This is a genomic window from Phenylobacterium sp., assembly GCF_965284355.1.
Classification (GTDB): domain Bacteria; phylum Pseudomonadota; class Alphaproteobacteria; order Caulobacterales; family Caulobacteraceae; genus Phenylobacterium.
Window position 1 is genome coordinate 1,560,367 of record NZ_OZ260078.1, and the last position, 23,388, is coordinate 1,583,754.

The window sequence follows — 23,388 nt, forward strand, 5'->3', positions numbered from 1 at the left end:
CTACGGCGCGTAGCTCACCGCCATGCCGGCGCGGACGTCCTGCTGCACGCCGTATTGCGGGAAGGGGTAGCGGAAGCCGTTCTTGGACAGGGCGCGCATGCCGGCGATGGCTTTGACGAGGTGCTCGGGCGGCGTGGCCATCAGCATCTCGTCGTCCAGGACGCCGCCGTAGCGGCGCTCGGCGAAGCAGGGGATCGAGAGGCTGGGTTCGCGCTTGGTCAGCGCCCGGCCCCAGCTGTCGGCGCAGGCGCTCTCGCCCACCACGCCCCAGTCGAACTTCTTGTAGCCCGACCACTGAAGCCCGTTGATGAAGTACATCATGGCCCCGGGCGTCGCGTAGAAGAGCGCGATGTCGGGGTCGTGGAGCTTTCCGGAGGCCAGCGGCCCTACCGCCAGCGCCTCGAACTGTCCGTCGGGAACGCAGTGCATCGCCGCCTGGTGGGCGGTGGCGTCCTCGTCGGTCTCAAACCAGACGCCGGTCATGTGCTGGCCCGACTTCCAGGCGTCGGTCTTGGCGCTCCCCAAGCCCACCACCGCGCGGCACTGGGCGCCCACCAGATCGTCGGCGGTGATGCCCACCGTCCAGCCCAGCCGTGACGCCTGACCCACCACCTGGTCCAGGGTGTGCACATGCTGCGGCCGACGGATGCGCGGGATGGCCTCCATCTCGGCGCGGTCCCGGAACAGCTTCATTCCAAACGGGATCGAGCGCAGCTTCAGGAGCTGCTCCAGGTCGGCGACCACCGAGGGCCAGTCCAGATCCGCCATATCGTCCTCCCGCGTGTTTCGGCGAGGCTGCGGCCGGCGGGCCTTTGATGCAAGCCGGCGCGGCTAGGCCGTGCCGCGGGCGTAGGCAGGCAGCTCGCCGTAATAGTCGCCGACGCCGTTCGTCAGCGCGGTGATCATCTCGCGCTCTGGCTCGCTCAGGGCGGGGTTCCAGGTGTCGAGGATGAGCACGGCGCGGGGCTGGTCGCTGTCGTTCCAGGCCTCGTGCTCGAAGGTGTCGTCGAAGACGAAGGCCTTGCCCGGCTCCCACGACCGGGTCTCGGCCCCGACGCGGAAGCCGCAGCCGGGCGGCACGATCAACGGCAGGTGCACGATCAGGCGGGCGTTGTTGACGCCCACGTGCGGCGGGATGCGGGTCTTGGCATCGAGGATCGAGAAGACCGCGGAGGGACCCGTGCCTTCCAGCCGGCATTGCGGCCAGACCTCCAGCGCCTTGGCGGTCTTCGGACAGCGGGCGAGGTTCCCAGCCACCGGCTCGCCGGCCTTCCAGAGATAGAACACGCCCCAGCGGCGCGAGTTGTTGAGCTCGCTCCACTGCGGGAGCGGGACGCCCTCGGCGCTGACATAGGGCTCCAGCGCCATCGGCCCGTCGGACAGCACGCGGACCAGTTCGTCGCGAATGTCGGCGCTGGCCGCCTCCAGGACGTCCAGCCAGGGGAACAGCGCGCGGTCGTGGAATTCCACCGCCGGCAGTTCGGGCACGTACATGAAGCTGGGCTGCGGCCGATAGACCCGGCGCTTGCGCAGCAGGATGTCCATCGACTTGTCCACGCGGTCCAGGCGGGCGTTGCCGTGCCGCGTCCGCAGGTCGGCCAGCCGTTCGGACAGATAGGCCTGCAGCTCGGCGTCATTGGCCTCGACCACCGCCTTGGCGTGGTCCAGCACCGGCCGCAGCGACATGGGCAGGGCGCGGGGGATGGCGCCCAGCGCTGTGCGGAAGGTGGCCGCCGCCTGCCTCTGCTCGCCGTCGCGTTCATGCCGCAGAGCCAGCTCGAGAAGGTTTCGGAACGCCCCCGGCTCCAACCCCGCCACCAAGCCCGAAAGCCGCCCGTCGTCGCCCATCTGCATGCGCACCTACTCCACGCTGACGCTGCAAAACGCCCTTTGGTGGCATGGGCTCCACCGCTCGCCGCAGATGTTCGATCAAAGGGCGCGGTCGCGCGACGAACGGCGACGTCGGGCTGCGACGACCGGTCGGTCGCGGAACACGATCATCATGCGGGCGTTGCGCCAGCTCATGGCCACGCTCGCACTCAGCGCCCCGATCGCCCGCCTGCGCCGGCGGTTCGCCCACGCCCCGTGGCGCGCCCTGCTGGAGGCGGCGGCGCGCGCCGGCTACCTGGCCCGCGGCGCGGTCTACCTCAGCATCGGGACCATGGCGCTGCTGGCGGCGCTGGATTTCACGCCCAGGGCCGAAGGGGCGATCGGCGCCCTGGAGTCCTGGGGCGGCTGGCCGGCCGGCTTCGTCCTGCTGTGGCTGGTAGGCCTGGGCCTCTACGGCTTCGCAGGCTGGCGGGCGCTGCAGTCGCTGTTCGACGCCGACCGGCTGGGCCGCTCGCCGCGGGCGATTGTTGGGCGGATCGGCCAGGCGATCAGCGGCGTGGCCTACGCCGGGCTCGCGATCAGCGTCTTCGGCCTGCTGGACGCCATCGAGGACCTGGGCGAGGCCGACGACCAGGCCGCCACCCGCGAGGCGGTGAGCCAGGCGCTGACCCTGCCCGCCGGCGACCTGCTGGTCATCGGCGCCGGTGTCTTCATCCTGGGCGCAGGGGTCGCCAGCTTCGCCCGCGCCTTCCTCGACCACTTCGGCCGCGACCTGGAGTGCGAGGACGCGACGGCCGACTGGCTGGGCGGGTTGGCGCGCGTGGGCTACGCCGCGCGAGGCCTCGCGCTGGCGCCGGCGGGGCTGCTGCTGGTCAGCGCGGGCCTGAATACCCGCGCGTCGGACGCCCGCGGCCTAGAAGGCGCTTTGAACCTGCTGGGCCAGGGTCCCTTCGGCGAACCGGTGCTGGCGCTGACGGGCGTCGGCCTGCTGGCCTTCGGCGCCTTCGCGATCGTCGAGGGCTGGCTGCGGCCGATCCGCATGCCGCGCAAGCCGGGTACCTAGCTGGCCTGCTGCAGCTCCGGCCAGGCGCGGTAGAGCGTCGCGATGTCGAAGTACTCGCGCCAGAACACGATCTTGCCGTCGCGGACCTCGTAGACGCCGGTCACCGGCAGCTCGACCCAGCGGTCCGGCAGCTTGTGGCGATCCAGCCGCTCGATGAAGACGATGGGCCCTTCGGCGGCCTGGCGCAGAACCTGGAACTCGTTCTCGACGATCGGGGCGAAGAACGGCTCGAGCACGGCGCGCACGCCCGCCGGTCCCTTGGCGACGCCCATGGGCATGTTCTCGTAGTGGCAGTCGTCGGCGACGTAGACGACGCCCGCGTCGTAGTCCTTGCGCTCCATCGCCTTCATGAAGGCGGCGACGATCTCGGTGGGGGTGCTGGGTTCGGCCACGACGTTGCTCCTCGCTGTCGGCCCCAGAGGATCACGGTCGCGTCGCAGCCGCGATTACCTCCGAGGTCATGGCCGAGCCGCCGGGCTAGGTGCTCTGCGTCGTATCGGGCAGGGCCAGGATGCGCTTGGAGACGATGTTGAACTGGATCTCCTGGCTGCCGCCGTAGATCGACATCGCCTTGCCCCACAGCCAGCTGCGGACCGCTTCGATCTCGTGCTCGTTGTAGGCCTCGCCGTCCCAGCCCAGGCCCTGATGGCCCATCAGCTCCAGGGTCAGCTCGGCGCGGTCCTGGGCGACCCAGGTGGCCGAATTCTTCAGCACCGACGGCGCGTTGCCCGGGCTGTTGTTGCCCTTGGCCTCGGCGGCCGCGCGCATCAGCGTCAGACCATGGGCCTTAGCGTCCATCTCGTGCTTCACGAGGCGGGCGCGGAAGTCGGGGTCGGCCAGCCGGCCGGAATCGTCCAGGCCGATATAGCCCTTGGCGATCTCGTTCAGCGGCTTGGGCGGCCGGCCGCCCATGACCGAGCCCGTCTGGCTGGCGCGCTCATGCTGCAGCAGACGCTTGCCCACCGTCCAGCCCACGTTCAGCTGGCCCAGAAGCGCGTCCTTCGGCGCCTCGGCGTCGGTCAGGAAGGTCTCGCAGAACGGCGAGGCGCCCGAGATCAGCCCGATCGGCCGCGTCTCGACGCCCGGCTGCTTCATGTCGAGCAGGAAGAAGCTGATGCCGTCGTGCTTCTTGGCCGACGGGTCGGTCCGGGCCAGGAGGCCGCACCAGTCGGAGTACTGCGCCCCGCTCGTCCACGTCTTTTGGCCGTTGAAGACCCACTTGTCGCCCTTGTCCTCGGCCTTCATCTGCAGGCTGGCGAGGTCGGAGCCGGCGTTGGGCTCGGAGTAGCCCACGCACCACTGGACTTCGCCGCGGATGATGGGCGGCAGGTGCTTCCGCTTCTGCTCCTCGGTGCCGTAGTCCATGATCGTCGGGCCGATCATCGTCACGCCCATGCCGAACATGAGCGGGTTGAAGGCGCCGACCTTGCTCATTTCCTGGCCCAGCACGCGGGCCTGCTGGGGCGTGAGCCCGCCGCCGCCGTACTCCTTGGGCCAAGTGGGCGTGCCCCACCCCTTGGCGCCCATGGCCTTGCGCCAGGCCACGAGGTCAGGCTCCTCCGAGCGCACTTCCGCGCTGGCCAGCGCGCCCTTGCCCTTCAGCGAGGCGGGAAAGTTCGCCTCCAGCCATTCGCGCGCTTCCTTGCGGAAGGTCTCGAGATCGATGTCGGCGCCGAAGTCGGCCATGGGATCAAACTCCAAGTCTGTGCCGACAACTTATGGACCCTGCCGTGGCGGCGCCAAGATTCACGTGGGGGAAGGTAGGCGCGACGGCCGGTCGCCATCTATATGTTCTTATTTTGTTCTCGTAAAAGAGGGCGAACTGTAAGAAGCTGCGGGGCCGGACGTCGCCCGTCAGCGTCGGCACGGCGATGCGATAAGGAGAGAGAATGGCTAAACCCGTCGGCGCGCGAGGCGCGGCAACCTGGAAAGCTGCCGCGGTGATTGATGGCAAGGCTGTGTCGCGGCCAGGCCCGGCACTGCCTTGAAGTGCGGACGGAGGATCGGTTTGGGCTCGGCCCCGCAGTTGGTCAGGGAGTTGCTCGCGATCTCGCTTGTGGGATTTGCGCCCGCCATTCTGATGGCTGCGGTCGTCGGCGGCTTGACGATATTGTTCAGCCTCAGGGGACAGACCGCTTCGAATGCGGGGCGCGCAGGCGGACCGCTCAGAAGCCCTGAAGCCATCCGCATCGCACGGCGAACGCGGCGCAACATGCAACCGAGCCTGCTCCTTTCAGCAGGCCGCCGGCTTGGCTTCTCGAAACTCGGCGGACATCCGGACTTGCCAAGCGAGCTCGCCTGGCCCGAAGGCCCGGAGTGGCTGCCGGCCACGGGGCGGATTTACGCGTTTCACAGCGAAGACAACGGTTCGCCCGATCAAGTGCGCATCCTCTACGCGCCAGCAGAGAGATCCGTCGCAGAGGCGCAGCCCCGCGACGCCTCGGCCTGGCCCTACGACGAGCAACCGATCGCGTTCGTTCTTCGTGACTCGTTTCCAAGCCTCGACTGGCTGGCCGAGGACGTGACGGTCGATGAGGCCGAACTTGACGGTTTGGTCGGACTGTCGGGGCCGGACTGGGACGGGCCGCCGCACAAGCTCGGCGGCTATCCGGACTAGCTTCAGGACGAGCAGATGGCGGTCATGTGCGAGCGCCTGCACCGCGGCGGCGGCGGCGACAATCACCCGGAAGCCGCGCGAAAGGCCGCACGGCTTTGGCGCCTCTTCCTCCAGATCGACTCGGACCCCGCTCTAGGAACGGACTTCGGAGGCGGACGGCTTTATGTCTTTGTTCGCCGGGAGGACGCGCGTCGGGCGCGTTTCGACCGGACGATCACCCTGATGCAGATGTGATCAGGGCCCCCTTTGCATCCGGCGATAGTGGGCCCGGTCCTCTGGCGTGGGGCGCTGGAGCGTTGGGGGCCCGAAACTGTTCGGCCGGGCGCCGTCCCGGCCTTGGACGACAGCAAACAGACCGACGTAGCTCAGCAAGAGACCCACCACGAAAGCGCCGCCGCGAATCCAGGGATTGGGAACGATCCCCATCGCCGGCAGCGTCATCCAGACGAACAACAAGAGGGTCGGCCCACCCATCCAGGCGTAGGCCTCCTTGGCGGCGTAGTCTTCGTCATGGGCTCGGCGGATCGCCACACACCACATTACGCCCGTAAGACTCCATAGGATCACGAGCGCACCCGCCCGCACCCACACCCACACTCCGTCGAACGCGAGCAGAGCTACCAGCGGAGCCGCGAGGATCGAACAAATCACGGCGATCCGAACATATTCTCGGTTGCTGCACCTTCCGCGGGGATCAAGCCATTGCACATCCGGCCTCCGTTCCCTTTATGTTCACACAGCCCTGATTGATCGGCAAGGGCGGTCGCGGCTTACGCAGACTTAACTTTCTCGGGCCCGCGACGCACGGCATATGCGGGCGCCGAGGAGGTTCGCCCATGCCGTCCATCGCCGCCATCGATCGCCGCTGCTTCGTGTCCCGGCCCGCAAAGGCCCCGACGTCGCCCACCGACAAGCGACCCTCCGAGCCGCCGACGTTCACGATGAGCTGGCAGCCCCGCACGGCGCGGGCCGAGCCGAAGGCCTCAGGGGCGACAGGTCAGGCCGCGGTGTAGCCGCCGTCGATGACCAGCTCCGAGCCGGTCATGAAGCTGGACTCGTCCGACGCCAGGAACACGATCGCATCGGCGATCTCGCGCGGGACGCCCAGCCGGCCCATGGCATGGCGCGAGATCACCATGTCGCGCATCTCGTTCTCGCTCTCGGACTCGCGGAAGGCGTTGACCACCATCGGCGTCTCGATGAAGCCGGGATGCACCGAATTGACCCGCACGCCGGCCGCCGCCAGCTCCAGCGCCGCCGCCTTCGTGAACAGCGCCACCCCGCCCTTCGACGCGCAGTAGGCCGCCGCGCCGGGGAAGCCCACCTTCCCCAGGATCGAGGACAGGTTGATGATCGAGCCGCGTCCGGCCTGCGCCATGACCGGGGCGGCGTGACGCACGCCCAGGAACGTGCCGTCCAGATTGACGCCGGTGACGCGCCGCCAGCCCTCCAGCGTCGCCTCGAGCAGCGGCTCGCCGCCGCCGATCCCGGCCGAATTCACCAGCACGTCCAGCCGGCCGAACCGGGCCGTCGTGGCGGCCACGACTTCGGCCCAACGCGCCTCGTCGGTGACGTCGTGGACCAGGAACATCGCCGTCCCGCCCGCCGCCAGGATCTCGTCGGCGACGGCCTGCCCGGCCTCGGCGGCCAGATCGGTGAGCACGACGCTGGCGCCTTCGCGCGCCAGCCGGCGACCGCTCTCGGCGCCCAGCCCGGAGGCCCCTCCGGTGACCAGCGCCACCTTGCCTGCGACCCGTCCCGTCATGCGCATCCCCCTGTTTTTCTGCTTGGCGACCATGTCGGCTCCGCGCCCGCGCGGACGTCAAGGGCGAACGATGAGGCTGGCGCCGCGCCGCAACCGCGCTACGGAGGCGCATGAACCCCTGGATCCACCTGGACACCGCCCAGATCCCCGGCGGCGGCGAGCTTCGGCTGATGCAGCGAGGCGCGGACTACTCGATCATGTCGGGCACGATCGAGCTGATGAACAGCCGCCTCTACGGGTCGGAAGTGGCGCTGTTCAAGCTGGCCTGGGCCAAGGCCGGTGCGGTCAGGGCGCCCCGCATCCTGATCGGCGGCCTGGGCATGGGGTTCACGATGCGCGCGGCGATCGCCGACCTGCCGGCCGACGCCGCCATCGTGGTGGCCGAGCTGGTGCCCGAGGTGATCGCCTGGAGCCGCAGCCATCTGGCGCCGCTGTACGGGGCCAGCCTGGATGACCCGCGCGTCCGTATCGTCCAGGGCGACGTGGCCGACCGGCTGGCCGAGGCGAAGCCGCCCTACGACCTGATCCTGATGGACGTGGACAACGGCCCCGACGGCCTGAACCGCGACGCCAACGACAGCCTTTATTCGCTGCACGGCCTGACCAACCTGAAGCGCGCGACCCGGCCCGGCGGCGTGGTGGCGATCTGGTCGGCCGCCCACGACGACAAGTTCGCCCGGCGGTTCGCGCATGCGGGCTTCACGGTGGCCGAGCACAAGGTGGGCGCGAGCCCATCGGGCAAGGGGCCGCGCCACGTGATCTGGGTGGGCGTCTCACGGTGAGCGCGCGGCCCAAGTCCTGCGGGCCATGCGGCATGTGCTGCAAGGTGCTGGCGGTCGACAAACTGGCCAAGCCGGCGGGGACGATGTGCGGCCACTTCCGGGGCGGCTGCACGATCTATGCGGACCGGCCGCACGCCTGCCGTACCTTCGAGTGCGTGTGGCTGATGGACCCGGAGATGCCCCACCGCTTCCGGCCCGACCAGACCAAGGTGATGCTGGACCAGGACCCGGCCGCCAGCCGCCTCATCGCCCGCTGCGATCCCGCCAACCCGCAAGCCTGGCGACGGCAACCGATGTACGGGGCGCTGAAGGGATTCGCGGCCGACCACTGGGGCCGGGGCAAGATCGTGCTGGCGGTGGCCGGGCGGCATGCGTGGTTGATCACGCCTGACAGCGACATCGACCTGGGTGAAGTCTCCGCCGAGGCCTCCCTGCGCATCGTGGAAGGCCCCGGCGGTGTCGAGGTCGAGGTTACGCCGTAGCGGTCTGGCGGCGCCGCCGCAGCGCGCCACCGGCAAGTCCGAAGCCGCCGATCATCAGCGCCCACGTCCCGGGTTCCGGGATCGGGGGCGGGGGCGGGGGCGGCGGGGCCAACTCGGTCATCGTGATCGAGGTCGGGTTCAGTTGCGCGAAGGTAGAGAAGCCCGCCACCTCAGCCTGAAAGTTGCTGCTGTTGCAGACGTGGCCGCCTGCGCACAGGTTGCCGCTGGGCGGCGTGTAGGTGGCCAGATCGAAGAGGCCGAACCCAGGCTGTTCCATCAGGGTCACGGCCTTGATCACGTCCTCGGCTCCGGGCAGGAAGCGCTGCTGGAAGTGCTGCTGGTCGAAGCCACCGGCAAAGGCGGTGAGGGTTGTGTTCCAGTTCGCCACGATCGTTGTGTCGATGCCCTTGATCGTCATGACCGCGTTCCCCAGAGACGGTGGGGTTGGGCCAGGAAGGTAGGCGTAGGCATCACCGCCCAGGATGTCGGTGCGGAAGCCCGAGTTCAGATAAGCCGCGTTGGTCAGGTCGAGCGTGGCGGTGAACGAGAACGCCGCACCGGCCAGCGAGCCACCTCCAAACAGCCCGACCCCGTCGGACCCGAACTGCACCGTTCCCACGGCATCGATCTTGATGGATTTGGCCGCCGCCTCAGTGGCTGGCGCAGCAAGAAGCAGCGCCGCAACGGCGCCGAGAACACGAACTTTCACGATGGTCCCCCTGAATCGCTTAGCAACTAAGCTGGGCGACCCTGGGGGTGGCATGGCGGAAGAACAATACGTTTCGGTTGCGGCGCGAATATGCTCGCCCTAAGCGCGATTTGGGTGGTTCAGGCCCCCACCGTCTCCTTCGTCGTCACCGCGTCCCACTGCTTCCAGAGCCGCTTGGCCTCGGCCTTGGCGGGCCCGACCGACGCTTCCTTCACGTGGCCGAAGCCGCGGATCTGTTGCGGCACGGCGGCGATTTGGGCGGCGACGGCCAGGCGGTTCTGCGACAGGCCCGCGACCAGCTTGTCCACGTCGGCTTCGAAGTCGGCGATCAGGTCGCGTTCCATCTTCCGCTCGGCGGTCATGCCGAAGATGTCGAGCGGGCCGCCGCGCAGGCCCTTGGCCTTGGCCAGCGTCGGGAACACCAGGTCCAGCATCCAGGGAGAGAAGGCCATCTTGCGCGGCTTGCCGTCCGGACCCTTGCGGGCCAGCAGCGGGGGCGCGAGCCAGACTTTGGCCTTGCCGCCCTTGAAGGTCTGGGCGCGGTAGTCGGCGAAGCGGCCGTCGGTGTAGAGGCGCGCCACTTCGTACTCGTCCTTGTAGGCCATCAGCTTGTAGAGGCTGACCGCCACGGCGCGGGTCAGGGCCTCAGTCCCGAACGCCGCCTCGGCCTTCCGCACGGTCTCCACCTTGGCGAGGTAGCGGTCGGCGTAGGCCTTGTTCTGATAGGCGGTCAGTTCGCGGGCGCGGTGGGCGATCAGCTCGTCCAGCGGCATGGTCTCGGGCGTCGGGACGTCGTCCTCGCGCTTGCCGCGGGCCGTAGGATCGAACGCGGCCTTCCGGCCCAGTTCGAAGGCCTGCAGGTTGGCCTCGGCCTCGACGCCGTTCAGGCGGATCGCGCGATACAGCGCCCGGCTGGAGACGGGGATCACGCCCTTCTGCCAGGCGAAGCCCAGCATGATCATGTTGGCGTAGATCGCATCGCCTAGGTTGGTCTCGGCCAGGTGGCTGGCGGGGGCCGCATCGTAGCTCCGGGTCGCCGCGGCGATCCGCTTGCCCTGCTCGTCGGCGTCGAAACGTACGTCGCGGTCGGTGACGAAGTCGGCGGTGGGGGCGAAGTCGGCGTTGCCGACGGCCACCGTGCGGTCCTTGGCGTAGAGCGCCAAGGCGTCGGGGCCGGCGGCGCTCAGCAGGTCGCAGGCGATCAGCACGTTGGCGCTGGCCGCCGGGACGCGGCCGCCGATCACCGTGGTCTCGGTCTCGCCGATGCGGACGTGGCTGAACACCGCCCCGCCCTTCTGGGCCAGGCCGGTCATGTCGACCACCGAGGCCGAGCGACCGTCCACGTGGGCGGCCATGGCCAGGATCGAGGCTACGGTCGTCACGCCCGTGCCGCCGACGCCGGTGAAGACGATGTTCTGGACGCCCTTCAGGTCCTGGAAGGTCGGCAGCGGGGTCGCGTCGGCGGTCAGGGCCGGCATCGCCTCACGGTGCGCATTCTCGGCGCCTTCGAGGGTGATGAACGAGGGGCAGAAACCGTCCAGGCACGAGTAGTCCTGGTTGCAGCTCGACTGGTTGATCTTCCGCTTGCGACCGAACGCGGTGTTCAGCGGCTCGACCGAGACGCAGTTCGACTTCACCGAACAGTCGCCGCAGCCTTCGCAGACCAGCGGGTTGATCATCACCCGCATGGGGGCGGCGGCCATCTTGCCGCGCTTGCGACGGCGGCGCTTCTCGGTGGCGCAGACCTGGTCGTAGATCAGGACCGTGACGCCGGGCGTGTCGCGCAGCTGGCGCTGCACCTTCATCAGCTCGATGCGGGGGCGCACTTCAACGCCCGGCGCGAGATCGGTGACGGTCAGGTAGCGTTCGGGCTCGGCGGCCACGACCACCACCTTGGCCACGCCTTCCGAGGCGAGCTGGCGGGTGATCTGCGGGACGGTGAAGCCGCTCTCGGCCGCCTGGCCGCCGGTCATGGCGACGGCGTCGTTGAACAGCAGCTTGTAGGTCATGTTCGCCTTGGCCGCGACGGCGGCGCGGATGGCGAGCGAGCCCGAGTGATTGTAGGTGCCGTCGCCCAGATTGACGAACACGTGCTTCTCGTCGGTGAAGGGCGAGGCCCCCACCCACGACAGGCCCTCGCCGCCCATGTGGCTGTTCAGGTCGGTCGAGGGATCGTTGAAGCTGGCCATGTAGTGGCAGCCGATGCCGGCGAGCGCGCGGGAGCCCTCGGGCAGACGGGTCGACGAGTTGTGCGGGCAGCCCGAGCAGAAGAACGGCTTGCGCTGCTGGTCCGCCGACAGGGTGACGGCGGCCATCGAGGCGGCCGAGACGCGGTTCAGGTAGTCGTAGACCCGGTCCATGTGAGGGCCGGCGGGCAGCCGGTCGGCGATGGCCAAGGCGATTTCGGCCACCGACAGGCTGGTCAGCTCCGACAGCAGCGGCGCGCCCTTCTCGTCGGTCTTGCCGATGATCAGGGGGCGGGCATGGGCCGGGAGGTCATAGAGCGCCGCGCGCGCCTGCACCTCGATCAGGGGACGCTTGTGCTCGATGACCATCAGGGTCTCGAGACCGGCGGCGAAGGCGCGGATGCCGGTCGGCTCCAGCGGCCAGGGCATGCCGACCTTGTAGATGGCGACGCCCAGCGACGCGGCCTCGGCCTGGGTGATGCCCATGGCCGCGAAGGCCTCGATCACGTCCTTGTAGGCCTGGCCCTGGCAGACGATGCCCAGGCGGGGGCGCGAGGTCCCCAGCATGATCCGGTCGATGTGGTTGGCGCGCGCGAAGGCCAGCGCCGCGGGGATCTTCTGGGTGCGGAGGCGCCGCTCCTTGTCCAGCGGCTGGTCCTTGAGCCGGATCCCCAGCCCGCCGGAGGGCAAGCGGAAATTCTCGGGCGCAGCGAACCGGTGGCGCGACAGCGAGACGTCGATGGTGGCGCCAGAATCCATGGTGTCGGCCAGCGCGATCATGCCGACCCACAGGCCCGAGAAGCGCGACATGGCGATGCCCATCAGGCCGTAGTCCAGCACCTCCTGGACGTCGGCCGGCGACAGCACCGGCATCTCGAAATCCTGGAACGCGTACTCGGACTGGCTGGGGAGCGTGGAGGACTTGCAGGTGTGGTCGTCGCCTGCCACCGCCAGCACGCCGCCCTTGGGAAACACGCCCGCGAAGTTCGCGTGCTTGAAGACGTCGCCGGTGCGGTCGACGCCGGGCGCCTTCCCGTACCACATACCGAACACGCCGTCGTAGCGGGCGCCCGGGAAGAGATTCGCCTGCTGGCTGCCCCAGACGGCGGTCGCCGCGAGATCCTCGTTGAGGCCTTCCTTGAAGGTGACCTCGGCGGTCTTGAGGTACTTGGCCGCCCGCGCGGCCTGCTGGTCGAGCCCGCCCAACGGCGAGCCGCGATAGCCGGAGACGAACCCTGCCGTGTTGAGGCCCGCCGCCTGGTCCAGTCGGTGCTGGTCCATCAGGACACGGAGGAGCGTCTGAACGCCGGTGATGAACACCCGGCCGTCCGCGAGCAGAAATTTGTCGTCGAGCGTCACTTCCTGGTGGCGCATCGCAATTTTTTTCCTTTCGGGCCTCCCCTAACGCTTCGCACAATCCTATAAGACCGCCGCAATTGCTTGCCAAAAGCATGCCCCGGCCGCGCCGTTCCGGGGCACGAAAAATATGCTCTCGTGCCAATAACAGGAGGAAAAGTTGTCCGAGGTCCTCGACGCGGTCGATGCTAAGATCCTGGATCTGATCCAGCACGACGCCGGATTGTCCGTCGCCGAGATCGCCGATCGGGTCGGTTTGTCCTCCAGCCCCTGCTGGCGGCGGATCAAGCGGCTGGAGGATGCGGGCGTCATCCAGCGCCGCGTGACCATCCTGGACCGCGACAAGCTGGGCCTGGGCTTCGAGGTCTACTGCACCGTCAAGCTCAGCCTGCCGACCAAGGACAACCTCGACGCCTTCGAGACCGCCATCGGAAAGTTGGCCGAAGTGGTCCAGTGCGCGACGGTCACCGGCGCCGCCGACTACGAGCTGCGCATCGTCACCCGCGACATGCACGCCTTCGACGACTTCCTGCGCGACAAGATCCTGGGCCTGGGCCTGGTGTCGAACATCGAGAGCCGCATCGTCATCCGCTCGGTCAAGAACACCACCGCCGCCCCGCTGGGCCTGGTGAGCCCCTACGTGAGCGCGCAGGGCTGATCCGTCAGGCGGGGCTGGGCAACGCCGCCCCCGGCCTTCCTCAGGACCCGGCAGCCTTGGGTGCGTCCCCGGCGCCCACCGTCGCCGCTACCTTGGCCTTGAACTCGCCGGCGCAGAAACTAGCGCCGCGGGCAAGCGCATCCTTCAACCCCTTGGCGTTATCGTTCAGCAGTTCATCGCGAGTGAACTTCGGGTCCCCGCGCTTCTCGCCGTCCCAGCTGCAGGATTGTTTGGCGACCACCGCAAGCGACTTGGCGTCCACCAGGCGCATGTTTGAAATAAAGATCACCTTGTACTTGGCCCAGTCGACCGGGAAGTAGGAGAGGATCCATCCAGAATCGACATCAACGACGTAGGCAGCGCCCGTAGCCGCCGCCGCGAGCGCCGCCGGTTTTGGAACCGTCGCGCCCTTGCGTTCCACGCCCAAAGGCGCATCCGCCACCCGTGCCGACCGCGCCTGAGCGAAGTCCGTCGCGACCTCCCGCGCGATGCCTTGGGACGGGTCGATGATCTGATTGTCGGCGATGATCTGCTTGCCTTCTGCAATCATCGCGGCCGCACCAACTATTGCGAAAGCCGCCTTGCCTGGCGACATTGCCGTCATGATAGTTGTCATGCTGCCGGAATAGGCGACGAGCGGCGCGTCCGGCGCCACAGTCGGCGCGGTCGGCTCTGCGGGCTTTGCCGAGGCCTCCTCGGTTGCGGGGGTCGGCGGCCCGTCGGTCGCGGCTGACGGCGGAATGGTCGCGACAACTTCCTGCGCCAAGCAGGTTCCCGAACATCCTCCAAGCAGGAGGATGGACAGCAGCATTTCGAGTTTCATCGGCGCCCCCACGCAATCTGGCATTGAGCTTGGCCGTGGTTGGCTGATTCCTGTCAACAGTGGGCCTATCGGCGCCAGTGCGGGTTCACTCGACGCGTTCCGCGGCTGTATCTTGGACGCCCCATTCAGGAGACCTTGCCATGATCGACCTTGTCATCGACCAGCGCCGCAAGGACCTCGGGGGCTTCGAGGTCGGGCGCGTCCTGCCCTATGCGAAGCGCCGGATGGTTGGGCCTTTCGTATTCTTCGACCACATGGGGCCTGTCGACTTCCAGGCCGGCTTCCCGCGCAGCGTGGATGTTCGGCCGCACCCGCACATCGGCCTCTCGACCGTGACCTACCTGTTCGACGGCCACATCACCCACCGCGACAGTGTCGGCGCGATCCAGGAGATCCATCCGGGCGAAGTGAACTGGATGACCGCCGGCAGCGGCATCACCCACTCCGAGCGCTTCGAGACCCTGCGCGAGCAGGGGGGTCACATGCACGGCATCCAGGCCTGGGTGGCGCTGCCCACCGAGCTCGAGGAGATCGCGCCCAGCTTCGCCAACCACAAGCCCGACGACCTGCCCACCTATGAGGGCGGCGGCATGTGGGCGCGCCTGATCGCCGGCAAGGCGTTCGGCGCCGAGGCCAAGGTCGCGACCCGGTCGCCGCTGTTCTACGTCCACTGGCGTTTGGACGCCGGGGCCAAGGCCCAGTTGCCCGCCGAGTATCCCGAGCGCGCCGCCTATGTCGCCGCCGGACAGGTCGAGGTGGACGGCCGCACGTTCCAGGCGGGCCAGATGTTGATCTTTGCGCCCGGCCACACGATCACCTTCACAGCCCTGACCAACGCCATCGTCATGCTGCTGGGCGGCGAACCTGTGGGCCCGCGGTTCATCGAATGGAACTTCGTCTCCACCTCGAAGGACCGCATCGAGCAGGCCAAGGCCGACTGGCGGGCCGGCCGCATGAAGCTGCCCGACGCCGACGACAAGGAATTCATTCCCCTGCCCGAACCCGCGCCGCCGGCGAACCCGATGAGCTGAGGAGCCGTCGTCTCAGTCGGTCTGCTTCTCCCCCGTCGCCCGCTCCACCGCGAATGCGGCGGAGAACCCGTGCAGCACGGTCGAGACCAGGATGACGATGGCGGTGATCGCCCAGAGCTGCTCCTCGTTCGTCAGCTCCACGTGGCTGCCCGCATAGCTCAGGTAATAGATCGAACCCACGCCGCGGACCCCGTAGAAGGCCACCACCCATCGCTGGGTCCCCTTGAGGCGTGACCCAGCCAGCGACAGCAGGCCCGCCGCCGGGCGGATCACCAGGATCAGCCCCAACGCGATCAGGACGCTCGTCAGCTCCACGTCGCGCATCAGCGCCGGCATGGCCGCCCCCAGCCCGATCAGCAGCATCGCCGTCAGCGCGTGCTCGACCGTCTCGGTGAAGTCGTGCAGCCGCACGTGGAATGCGTGGTCCGACTCCGCACGGCGAAGCGTCATGCCCGCGACGAACGCCGCGATGAAGCCATAACCCTCGGCGAGTTCGGTGACGCCATAGGCGATGAAGACCCCGGCCAGGGCGAAGACGCCGGCCTCGGTCTTGGCCAAGGCGTTCTCCCGCGGGACCTCGAACAGCACCTTGCCCAGCAGCCAGCCGATCGCCGCGCCGCAGGCCGCCCCCATGAGGATCCGATAGACCACGTCGCGCGCCACCCACTCGCCGAGCAGGCCGGGGGTGAGCGCGGCGGCGGCCACCGCGAGGCTGAGGTGCACAAAGGGAAACGCCAGACCGTCGTTGAGCCCGGCTTCCGTCGTCAGCGTGAAGCGCACCGGATGCTCGCCGCCCTCGGTGGGCCGCCCCACCTGGACGTCGCCCGCCAGCACGGGATCGGTGGGCGCCAGCACCGAGCCCAGCAACAGCGCGCCGGCCAGCGTCATCCCGCCCGCCTGCCATCCGAGGACGGCGACCGCGACGATGGTGATCGGCATGCCGATGGCCAGCAGCCGGAACGTCGGCGCCCAGCGCGTCCAGTCCACCAGCCTGTCGATGCGCAACCCGACGCCGAACAGGCCCGTGATAACGCACATCTCGCTGACCACTTCCCAGGGGTTGGGCGTCGTGATCGGGCTGATGGCGTCGGGCATCCCGTCGATCCACCCGAACAGCAGCCAGCCCAGCCCGATCAGCAGCGCCGACGCCGCGGGCTCCCGGCCTGAGATGAAGCGCGGCAGCCAGTAGGCCAGGATGATCGCCAGCCCCAGCGCCGCCAGCAGGAAGTGATAGCTGGATAACTCGAACATGCCGCGGGCTCCGATCGAGGAGCCATACGCGCAGGACGGCCATCGGTTCTGCGGACCGATGAATGAGGTGTCGCGTTCAACGGCGCACCGGCCATTGCGCGCGGCCGAGCTTCATGGCGACGGCCGGCCGACGCCGCGCCGACGCAGGCCGCCTCCCCCTCAGCGCGTGTGGTCGAAGATCACGTGCTCGCGGGTTAGGAACAGGCGCGACTTGTCCATCTGCACAAACCGGCGCTCGTCCTCGACCAGGGCTGCGGCCCCGTCCCGCGCCGCATCGCCGCCCGCGCCCATCTCCTCCAGCGAGTTCACCCAGACCTCGGTGATCCCGTCCAGCGGCGGCTCGTAGTTGCGCCCCGCCTGGATCCCGGCGTTCACGTCGGGCGCGATGGCGTGGCTCTGCACGTACTTCGCCATGCTGAGCGGGCCTGCGAAGCTCGCCACCAGCGGCCCATGGTCGTTGAGCCAGGTCTCGTGGCACCGGGCCTGGGTGAGGTCGTCGCGCCGGGTCAGCAGGTAGGTGGCCTTCACCGCCTCGGGGCCGGGGCCCTTGCCGCCCGTGTGGTCGAAGATCAGGTGCTCCTGCGTCAGGAACACCGCCGACTTTTCGAAGTCGATGAACTTGGCCTCGTCTTCCGCCAGGATTCGCCCGGCCTCCGCCCCTTCGGGCGTTCCGTAGACGGACTGAAAGTCCTCCAGCGAGTCCCACCAGACTTCGGTCAGGCCGTCGGCCGGGCCACGCATGCCGCGCACGGCGCGCATCGCCTCGCTGGCCGGATCGTCGAACGGATGGCTCTGGACGTACTTCCGCAGCTTCAGCGCCTGGGCCTGCGCCGCGACCAGCGGGCCGTGCCGGGTCAGCCAGTAGTCTCGGAAGGCCGCGGCCGACATGTCCGCGCGCCGGACAATCACATAGACCAGCTTGATCATCGCGCCCTCCTCAGCAGGCGGGACACTGCGCCCGCCGGCCCGTCGACAGGTCAAGGAAAACCGCGCCTTCGCTGACGCAGCGGCACGCAATTTCCGGCGCAAGATGGCCCGTCAAAACGGAGGAAGCCGCCATGTCCCGCATGCCCCTGGTCGGGCCCGAGGCGCTGCCGCCCTACCTCAAGGCCATCCATGACGCGACGCCGGAGGAGAACTGGCTGGGTCGCCACTTCGCCCGCGCGTTCGCGCCGAACGAGGCGCTGGTCCAGGCCTATCAGGCCTTCTACCACCCCTGGCACACGGGCGGCGCGGGCGTCCTGGAGCCCCGACTGAAGGAGCTCATTCGGCTGCGGATCGCCACGCTGAACGGCTGCGTGCTCTGCAAGACCGTGCGTATGGCGCCCGATGTGGTGGCCGAGGACGAGGCGGCCGCAGGCGTCGACGACGCCGACAACGCCGGCTTCACGCCCCGCGAGCGCGCGGCCATCCACTTCGCCGAGAAGATGGCGGTCGACCACCACAACATCGGCGACGCCGACGTGGCCGCCATGCGCCGGCACTTCAGCGACGCCGAGTTCCTGGAGCTGTCCATGATGGCCGGGCAGTACATCGGCTTCGGCCGCGTCCTGGCCATGCTGCAGCTCGAAGTGGCGAGCTGCCCGATCTGACAGGGCCAGCAGGCGAGCGCGCAGTTGTTCTTGTTTTGTTCTTGACCTGGCGTACACTTTGTGGAAAACTCCGGAGGTCATAGGCGGCGACCGTCCGGTCGCGGAACCCCCAGGAGAGAAGATTGGCAGGCTCTGGCTCATACGCTCGAGGCGATCAGCCGCGTTCGGTTCCGGATCCGGACGCGGCACGCAGGCAGCGCGCGTACAATGAGCGGCAGGAGGCCGAACTCTCTCGAAAGAAGGCGCAGAACTCAGGCCTCCGCTTTCCCGATATCGGTCACCCCAACGAACTTGAAGCGCTGGTCCCCATCTGGGGCGCGGGCCGTGAGGCGCTTGCTGACGCGCATGACGGCGACTGGGTTGGAGCGGTTGGCAATGGCGTGATGGCTGTCACGGACGTCGTCCCAGCGAAGGCGGTCGTTGGCTCGGTCCTGAAGGGCGCCGCGAAAGTTGGAGGTCCTCACGTCTGGCAGGCAAAGCCCTGGGAGAAGGTGGAGACTGCGCGCAAGTGGCTAGGAGACAAGGGCTATTTGAAGCCCGGGGAGCACGGGCACCATTGGGCGATCCCCAAAGGAGGTTGGGGCAAGAACGTCCCCGATTGGGTCAAAAACCAGCCCTGGAACATTATCGGCCTTGATGCTGTGACGCATGGGCGAATTCATGGGCCGTACACCGTGGATGGCGTGAAGCTGCCTCCTTATGGGGACGTGGAACGGGTCATCCGCGGCACGCCCCATTGGGCAAAGGCTGCTCCCGTTACGACTCCGGCGGGCGCCGTTCGATCCCATGAGCCCAGTCGGCGAAAGTAGGGCCGCGGCCCGCTGGACTATTCCAACCGCCATCCGTTGAGGCGCAGGGGGTCTTGACCATCAGTGACGATCTACCGGCCGGATTCCTCGGCATCGCCGTCTGGGTCGCGATCCTCTTCGCGTGCTGGCTCGCTGGCGTGGTCTGGCGGGCCCTGCGCCCCCCGAGGATGATAGACGAAGCCGCGACGTACCAGCTGCGGGCGCGGATGCGTCGGATGGCGCGGCCCACGTTGTTGCTCGTACCGGCCAAGTCTCCTGGCTTCTCCAAGTTGGGCGGACTGCCTGAGTTGCCACTCGGCATGGCGTGGCCCCAGGGGGATGAAGCCCCACCGGCGTTTGTCGCCCAGGTCGACATTGCCGCGTTTCGCGCGCACGGCGGCTTCGACTGGCTGCCGCCAGACGGACGCCTCTACGTCTTCTTCGACGACGCGCGGAACGGCGCCGCCGACTGCGGGAAGGTCATCTACTCCACCTCGCCGCCAGGCCGGGCAGTCTCTGCGCCGGCAGGACTCCCGGAGAATCGGCGGTTCGGGGAGCGTCGGGTCGGGTTCATGCGCTTCACGTCCCTGCCCAGCTGGGATTGGCTGGACGAGGACTGGCCCGACGCGAGTATCGACTGGGACGGCTTCGACCTGCTGGACGAGTGCGACTTCGGGGACGAGATCGAGCATCGGATCGGCGGATATCCGAGTGAGATCCAAGGCGGTCAGATGGCGTTGGAGTGCGAGCACCTGCATAGGGGGATTACGCGGGACTATGCGGCCCCCGTGCCCGATGCCCTTCGCCGAGCATCGTGGCAGTGGCGTCTTCTTCTCCAGATCGACAGCGACCCTGCCATCAGTATGAACTGGTGGGATGCAGGCAGGCTCTACGTCTTTGTCCGGGCGCGAGACGCCAAGCGCGGCGACTTCTCCAAGACCGTGACGATCACGCAGACACATTAGGTCCCCTGGTCCCGCCGCGGCCCGCCCCCTGCCCTTGCGGAAGCCGGCCCAGCCGTCCACACACAGCGGCCATGAACGTCAGCGCCTTCGACCTCTTCAAGCTGGGGGTCGGTCCTTCCAGTTCGCACACCATGGGGCCGATGACCGCGGCCGCCCGCTTCCTCGAGCGGCTGGGGCCGGACCTCGACCGGGTGGCGCGCGTGCAGACCACGCTCTACGCCTCACTGGCGCTGACCGGTCGCGGCCACGCCACCGACCGTGCGGTGATCCTGGGTCTGGCTGGGTTCGCCCCACGCACGCTGGACCCCGACGAGGCTGAGCGGGTGATCGCCGCGGTGCGGGAGGCGGGTCGCCTCAAGCTGGCCGGTGTTCACGACATCGCCTTCGATGAGGCGGCAGACATCGTCTGGGCCGGTCGTGAGCGGCTGCCGCAGCATCCCAACGCGCTGCGCTTCACCGCCCTCGACGCGGCGGGCGCCACGCTGGCGCAGCGCACCTACTTCTCGATCGGCGGCGGCTTCGTGCGCGACGAGGACGAGATCGCCCAGAACACGCCGCCGGCCCGGGCGCTGCCCACGCCCTATCCGTTCGACTCGGGCGCGGAGTTGCTGGAGGAGGCGGACAAGGCGGGGCTCACCATCGCGGGCCTGATGGCCGCCAACGAGCTCGCGCTGCGCAGCCAGGACGGCATCGACGCCGGCCTCGACGAGATCGCCGCCGCGGTGTTCGCCTGCATCGACCGCGGAATGCGCACCGAGGGCGTTCTGCCCGGCGGACTGCAGGTGAAACGCCGCGCGCACCAGATTTGGAAGAGCCTCGTCGCCGACGCCGACCGGCGGATCGCCGACCCGCTGGCCGCCCTGGACTGGGTGAACCTGTGGGCGCTCGCGGTGAACGAGGAGAACGCGGCCGGCGGCCGGGTGGTCACCGCCCCCACCAACGGCGCGGCCGGCCTGCTGCCTGCGGTGCTGCGCTACTACGACCGCTTCCACAACGGCACGCCCGAGGGGCGGCGCACCTTCCTGCTCACCGCCGCCGCCATCGGCGCGCTGTACAAGAAGAACGCCTCGATCTCGGGGGCCGAGGTGGGCTGTCAGGGCGAGGTGGGCGTGGCCTGCTCGATGGCCGCTGCGGGCCTCGCCGCCGCGCTGGGCGCCTCGAACGCCCAGATCGAGAACGCCGCCGAGATCGGGATGGAGCACAACCTGGGTCTCACCTGCGACCCGATCGGCGGACTGGTCCAGATCCCCTGCATCGAGCGCAACGCCATGGGCGCGGTGAAGGCGATCGACGCCTGCCGCCTCGCCATGCTGGGCGATGGCCAGCACTCGGTCAGCCTCGACAAGGTGATCGCCACCATGAAGCGCACCGGCGAGGACATGAGCCACGTCTACAAGGAAACCAGCCTGGGCGGCCTCGCGGTGAACCTGGCCGAGTGCTGAGGTTGTTTGTCGGGACGGTCGCGGCTGGTTCGTCCTAAGGCTTCGACGCAGAGGAGCCCGACGTGTCCGAATTTGCCTGGATGAGTCGCCGCCACGCCCTGACCGGAGCTGCCGCCACCGCGGGCCTCGCGTCGTGCCAACGCCTGCCGGAGACCCGCAAGACCATGCCGTTCAAGCCCGACGCCCTCGCTAAGCTGGAGGCAAACCTCAAGGCCAACGTGGCGACGGGCCATCCGCCCGGCCTCGTGGCGCTGGTCAGCCGCGGCGACGCCACCCACGCCTGGCCCGTAGGCGTCATGAGCCTGGGCGGGGCGCCCGTCGCCCGCGACACGATCTTCCGTATCGCCTCCATGACCAAGCCGATCACGGCCGTCGCCGCGATGATGCTGGTGGAGGAGGGCAAGCTGAAGCTGGACGAGCCGGTCGAGCGCCTGGCGCCCGAACTCGCCGACCGCCGCGTGCTGAAGCGCCCCGACGGCCCGCTGGACGACACCGTTCCCGCCGCGCGGCCTATCACGGTCGAGGACGTGCTCAGCTTCCGCCTGGGATGGGGGATCGACTTCAACCAGGACGCCCCTTTCGTAAAGGCCAGCGCCGACATTCCCGGGTTCGGCATGCCCAATCCGGCCTCGAGCTACACTCCGGACAGCTTCATGGCTGCGCTGGGCAAGCTGCCGCTGCAGGCGCAGCCCGGCGAGCGCTGGCTCTACACCCTGGGCGCCAATGTCCTGGGCGTGCTGATCGCGCGGGCCGCGGGCCAGCCGCTGGAGGGAGTGTTGAGGGAGCGCATCCTCGGCCCCTTGGGCATGACGGACACCGCCTTCCACGTCCCCTCCGGCAAGGCCGCCCGGCTGATCACCGGATACGTCAACAACGGCGGCAAGCTGGCCCCCTTCGACCCCTACAACGACATGTACCTGAAGGCTCCGTCGTTCCCGGCCGGCGACTCGGGCCTGGTCTCGACCGTCGGCGACTTCGCGGCGTTCGCCCGGTTCATAACCACTGGCCTCGCGCCGGACGGGCGCCGCCTGATCAAGGCCGAGACCCTCAAGGCGATGACCACCAACCGTCTCACCCCGGCCCAGATGAAGGACGGCGAGATGATCCTTGGGCCCGGCCGCGGCTGGGCCCTGGGTCTCGGCGTTCAGGTGGCGGCCAGCCCCTACGGCGTGCAGCCGGGGGCCTATGGCTGGGACGGCGGCTTCGGCACCTCGTGGTTCACGGATCCGGCCAGGGATCTGACCGCTATCCTGCTCACCCAGCGCGTATTCGACAGCCCCGACCCGCCCGCGGCGCACAAGCACTTCTGGCGGGATGCGTACGCGGCGGTGGGATAAGCCCTGCCCTTCCCGCAAGCGGGAAAGGCAGGTCAGCTCGACAGCGCCTTGCGGGTCTGGTCCCAGTACTGGAAGCCGGTGATCAGGGTGATCACGGCGGCCAGCCACAGCATCCCGTGGGCGCCCAGCTCGAACACCTCGCGCAGCACCGTCCCGTCGGGCAACGAGAACGCGCCCCAGGCCGCCACGATCAGCTCCATGGCCAGGGCGGTCAGCTGGATCGTCGTTTTCCACTTGGCCAGCAGGGTCACCGGCAGCTTGACGCCCTTGCCCGCGCCCACTTCGCGCAGCGCGCTGACCGTGAACTCGCGGAACAGGATCAGGCCGGCCGGCAGCACTACCATCGGCTGGGGCCCCAGCGACATCAGGCCGAGGATGGCGCCGCAGACCAGCACCTTGTCGCCGATCGGATCCAGGATCGCGCCCCAGACGGTCTCGGCGTCCAGCTTGCGCGCCAGCCAGCCGTCGAAGAAGTCGGTGATCGCCGCCACGATGAAAGCGTAGACCGCCCACCGCTGCAGGGCGAACTGGGCCTCAGGCTCCAGCCGGTTGGCGTAGTAGGGCACCGCCCCCGCCGCCGCCGCGAAGGCCACGAACATGAACAGGGCCATCACCAGGCGCGACCCGGTCAGGATGTTCGGCAGCGCCTTCAGCATCGGGGACTTCGTCATCAGGAGGATCGAGCGCTCGGCGACTGGCAAAGGTTCCGAG

The 23,388-nt window shown here is 68.7% G+C and carries 25 protein-coding genes; 13 read left to right on the forward strand and 12 right to left on the reverse strand.

The genetic code is table 11. The features are described 5' to 3' along the window. Together ACQ66R_RS07580 and ACQ66R_RS07585 are read right to left on the reverse strand one after the other, a co-directional pair. Positions 1 to 768 carry a DUF169 domain-containing protein gene (locus ACQ66R_RS07580; RefSeq protein ID WP_430420673.1) on the reverse strand — a complete coding sequence of 256 codons (768 nt, stop codon included), beginning with the start codon at positions 766 to 768 and terminating at the stop codon, positions 1 to 3. 63 nt (positions 769 to 831) lie between these two features. Further along, the gene (locus ACQ66R_RS07585) at positions 832 to 1,854 is read right to left on the reverse strand and encodes an aspartyl/asparaginyl beta-hydroxylase domain-containing protein (RefSeq protein ID WP_430420675.1); all 1,023 of its coding nucleotides are present in this window, start codon (positions 1,852 to 1,854) and stop codon (positions 832 to 834) included. 169 nt (positions 1,855 to 2,023) lie between these two features. On the opposite strand from ACQ66R_RS07585, the gene ACQ66R_RS07590 reads away from it, so the two are divergent. Beyond that, on the forward strand, positions 2,024 to 2,893 hold the full coding sequence (locus tag ACQ66R_RS07590; RefSeq protein ID WP_430420676.1) for a DUF1206 domain-containing protein: 870 nt from the start codon (positions 2,024 to 2,026) through the stop codon (positions 2,891 to 2,893). On the opposite strand, the gene ACQ66R_RS07595 is transcribed toward ACQ66R_RS07590, so the two are convergent. Together ACQ66R_RS07595 and ACQ66R_RS07600 are read right to left on the reverse strand one after the other, a co-directional pair. Next, on the reverse strand, positions 2,890 to 3,285 hold the full coding sequence (locus ACQ66R_RS07595; RefSeq protein ID WP_430420677.1) for a limonene-1,2-epoxide hydrolase family protein: 396 nt from the start codon (positions 3,283 to 3,285) through the stop codon (positions 2,890 to 2,892). The two genes, ACQ66R_RS07590 and ACQ66R_RS07595, sit on opposite strands and share 4 nt — an antisense overlap. Before the next feature lie 85 nt (positions 3,286 to 3,370). Continuing rightward, a complete protein-coding gene (locus ACQ66R_RS07600; RefSeq protein WP_430420679.1) occupies positions 3,371 to 4,579 on the reverse strand; it encodes an acyl-CoA dehydrogenase family protein in 1,209 nt (402 codons plus the stop codon). A gap of 322 nt (positions 4,580 to 4,901) precedes the next feature. Between ACQ66R_RS07600 and ACQ66R_RS07605 the strand changes: the two genes are divergently transcribed. Both ACQ66R_RS07605 and ACQ66R_RS07610 read left to right on the forward strand, forming a co-directional pair. Continuing rightward, positions 4,902 to 5,510: a hypothetical protein gene (locus ACQ66R_RS07605; RefSeq protein WP_430420681.1), complete on the forward strand. Its 609-nt coding sequence runs from the start codon at positions 4,902 to 4,904 to the stop codon at positions 5,508 to 5,510. Between the two features lie 15 nt (positions 5,511 to 5,525). After that, the gene (locus ACQ66R_RS07610) at positions 5,526 to 5,744 is read left to right on the forward strand and encodes a DUF1963 domain-containing protein (protein ID WP_430420683.1); all 219 of its coding nucleotides are present in this window, start codon (positions 5,526 to 5,528) and stop codon (positions 5,742 to 5,744) included. On the opposite strand, the gene ACQ66R_RS07615 is transcribed toward ACQ66R_RS07610, so the two are convergent. Then, a complete protein-coding gene (locus ACQ66R_RS07615; RefSeq protein WP_430420685.1) occupies positions 5,745 to 6,041 on the reverse strand; it encodes a hypothetical protein in 297 nt (98 codons plus the stop codon). Positions 6,042 to 6,346: 305 nt separating this feature from the next. Here ACQ66R_RS07615 and ACQ66R_RS07620 point away from each other — a divergent pair, with 305 nt between their 5' ends. Next, positions 6,347 to 6,523: a hypothetical protein gene (locus ACQ66R_RS07620; RefSeq protein WP_430420687.1), complete on the forward strand. Its 177-nt coding sequence runs from the start codon at positions 6,347 to 6,349 to the stop codon at positions 6,521 to 6,523. On the opposite strand, the gene ACQ66R_RS07625 is transcribed toward ACQ66R_RS07620, so the two are convergent. Next, on the reverse strand, positions 6,508 to 7,275 hold the full coding sequence (locus ACQ66R_RS07625; protein WP_430420689.1) for an SDR family NAD(P)-dependent oxidoreductase: 768 nt from the start codon (positions 7,273 to 7,275) through the stop codon (positions 6,508 to 6,510). The two genes, ACQ66R_RS07620 and ACQ66R_RS07625, sit on opposite strands and share 16 nt — an antisense overlap. A gap of 110 nt (positions 7,276 to 7,385) precedes the next feature. On the opposite strand from ACQ66R_RS07625, the gene ACQ66R_RS07630 reads away from it, so the two are divergent. Both ACQ66R_RS07630 and ACQ66R_RS07635 read left to right on the forward strand, forming a co-directional pair. Next, positions 7,386 to 8,057 (forward strand): spermidine synthase, encoded by a 672-nt coding sequence (locus ACQ66R_RS07630; RefSeq protein WP_430420691.1) that lies wholly within the window; start codon positions 7,386 to 7,388, stop codon positions 8,055 to 8,057. Next, positions 8,054 to 8,539 (forward strand): YkgJ family cysteine cluster protein, encoded by a 486-nt coding sequence (locus ACQ66R_RS07635; RefSeq protein ID WP_430420693.1) that lies wholly within the window; start codon positions 8,054 to 8,056, stop codon positions 8,537 to 8,539. Before ACQ66R_RS07630 ends, ACQ66R_RS07635 begins: the two co-directional genes overlap by 4 nt. Here ACQ66R_RS07635 and ACQ66R_RS07640 read toward each other — a convergent pair. Together ACQ66R_RS07640 and ACQ66R_RS07645 are read right to left on the reverse strand one after the other, a co-directional pair. Then, positions 8,529 to 9,248: a PEPxxWA-CTERM sorting domain-containing protein gene (locus ACQ66R_RS07640; RefSeq protein WP_430420695.1), complete on the reverse strand. Its 720-nt coding sequence runs from the start codon at positions 9,246 to 9,248 to the stop codon at positions 8,529 to 8,531. The two genes, ACQ66R_RS07635 and ACQ66R_RS07640, sit on opposite strands and share 11 nt — an antisense overlap. Positions 9,249 to 9,367: 119 nt before the next feature. Continuing rightward, a complete protein-coding gene (locus ACQ66R_RS07645; protein WP_430420697.1) occupies positions 9,368 to 12,808 on the reverse strand; it encodes an indolepyruvate ferredoxin oxidoreductase family protein in 3,441 nt (1,146 codons plus the stop codon). 142 nt (positions 12,809 to 12,950) lie between these two features. Between ACQ66R_RS07645 and ACQ66R_RS07650 the strand changes: the two genes are divergently transcribed. Next, positions 12,951 to 13,448, forward strand: coding sequence for an Lrp/AsnC family transcriptional regulator (locus ACQ66R_RS07650; RefSeq protein ID WP_430420699.1), 498 nt, complete (start codon positions 12,951 to 12,953; stop codon positions 13,446 to 13,448). A gap of 40 nt (positions 13,449 to 13,488) precedes the next feature. On the opposite strand, the gene ACQ66R_RS07655 is transcribed toward ACQ66R_RS07650, so the two are convergent. Further along, positions 13,489 to 14,271, reverse strand: coding sequence for a hypothetical protein (locus ACQ66R_RS07655; protein ID WP_430420701.1), 783 nt, complete (start codon positions 14,269 to 14,271; stop codon positions 13,489 to 13,491). A gap of 140 nt (positions 14,272 to 14,411) precedes the next feature. Here ACQ66R_RS07655 and ACQ66R_RS07660 point away from each other — a divergent pair, with 140 nt between their 5' ends. Beyond that, positions 14,412 to 15,302 (forward strand): pirin family protein, encoded by an 891-nt coding sequence (locus ACQ66R_RS07660; protein WP_430420703.1) that lies wholly within the window; start codon positions 14,412 to 14,414, stop codon positions 15,300 to 15,302. Positions 15,303 to 15,314: 12 nt separating this feature from the next. On the opposite strand, the gene ACQ66R_RS07665 is transcribed toward ACQ66R_RS07660, so the two are convergent. Together ACQ66R_RS07665 and ACQ66R_RS07670 are read right to left on the reverse strand one after the other, a co-directional pair. Beyond that, on the reverse strand, positions 15,315 to 16,553 hold the full coding sequence (locus ACQ66R_RS07665) for a cation:proton antiporter (RefSeq protein ID WP_430420705.1): 1,239 nt from the start codon (positions 16,551 to 16,553) through the stop codon (positions 15,315 to 15,317). 159 nt (positions 16,554 to 16,712) lie between these two features. Then, positions 16,713 to 17,480 carry an EthD domain-containing protein gene (locus ACQ66R_RS07670; RefSeq protein WP_430420706.1) on the reverse strand — a complete coding sequence of 256 codons (768 nt, stop codon included), beginning with the start codon at positions 17,478 to 17,480 and terminating at the stop codon, positions 16,713 to 16,715. 131 nt (positions 17,481 to 17,611) lie between these two features. On the opposite strand from ACQ66R_RS07670, the gene ACQ66R_RS07675 reads away from it, so the two are divergent. The 5 genes from ACQ66R_RS07675 (at position 17,612) to ACQ66R_RS07695 (ending at position 22,677) form a co-directional block, all read left to right on the forward strand. Then, positions 17,612 to 18,145 carry a carboxymuconolactone decarboxylase family protein gene (locus ACQ66R_RS07675; protein ID WP_430420708.1) on the forward strand — a complete coding sequence of 178 codons (534 nt, stop codon included), beginning with the start codon at positions 17,612 to 17,614 and terminating at the stop codon, positions 18,143 to 18,145. A 122-nt stretch (positions 18,146 to 18,267) separates the two neighbouring features. Further along, complete coding sequence (locus tag ACQ66R_RS07680; RefSeq protein WP_430420710.1) at positions 18,268 to 18,954, forward strand: hypothetical protein; 687 nt, start codon at positions 18,268 to 18,270, stop codon at positions 18,952 to 18,954. A gap of 53 nt (positions 18,955 to 19,007) precedes the next feature. Beyond that, positions 19,008 to 19,898 carry a YwqG family protein gene (locus ACQ66R_RS07685; RefSeq protein WP_430420712.1) on the forward strand — a complete coding sequence of 297 codons (891 nt, stop codon included), beginning with the start codon at positions 19,008 to 19,010 and terminating at the stop codon, positions 19,896 to 19,898. Positions 19,899 to 19,969: 71 nt separating this feature from the next. After that, on the forward strand, positions 19,970 to 21,340 hold the full coding sequence (locus tag ACQ66R_RS07690) for an L-serine ammonia-lyase (RefSeq protein ID WP_430420714.1): 1,371 nt from the start codon (positions 19,970 to 19,972) through the stop codon (positions 21,338 to 21,340). A gap of 62 nt (positions 21,341 to 21,402) precedes the next feature. Continuing rightward, a complete protein-coding gene (locus tag ACQ66R_RS07695) occupies positions 21,403 to 22,677 on the forward strand; it encodes a serine hydrolase domain-containing protein (protein ID WP_430420716.1) in 1,275 nt (424 codons plus the stop codon). Between the two features lie 32 nt (positions 22,678 to 22,709). Here the strand turns inward: ACQ66R_RS07695 and pgsA are convergent, their stop codons facing one another. Then, on the reverse strand, positions 22,710 to 23,330 hold the full coding sequence (gene pgsA / locus ACQ66R_RS07700) for a CDP-diacylglycerol--glycerol-3-phosphate 3-phosphatidyltransferase (RefSeq protein WP_430426238.1): 621 nt from the start codon (positions 23,328 to 23,330) through the stop codon (positions 22,710 to 22,712). Between the last annotated feature and the right edge of the window lie 58 nt (positions 23,331 to 23,388).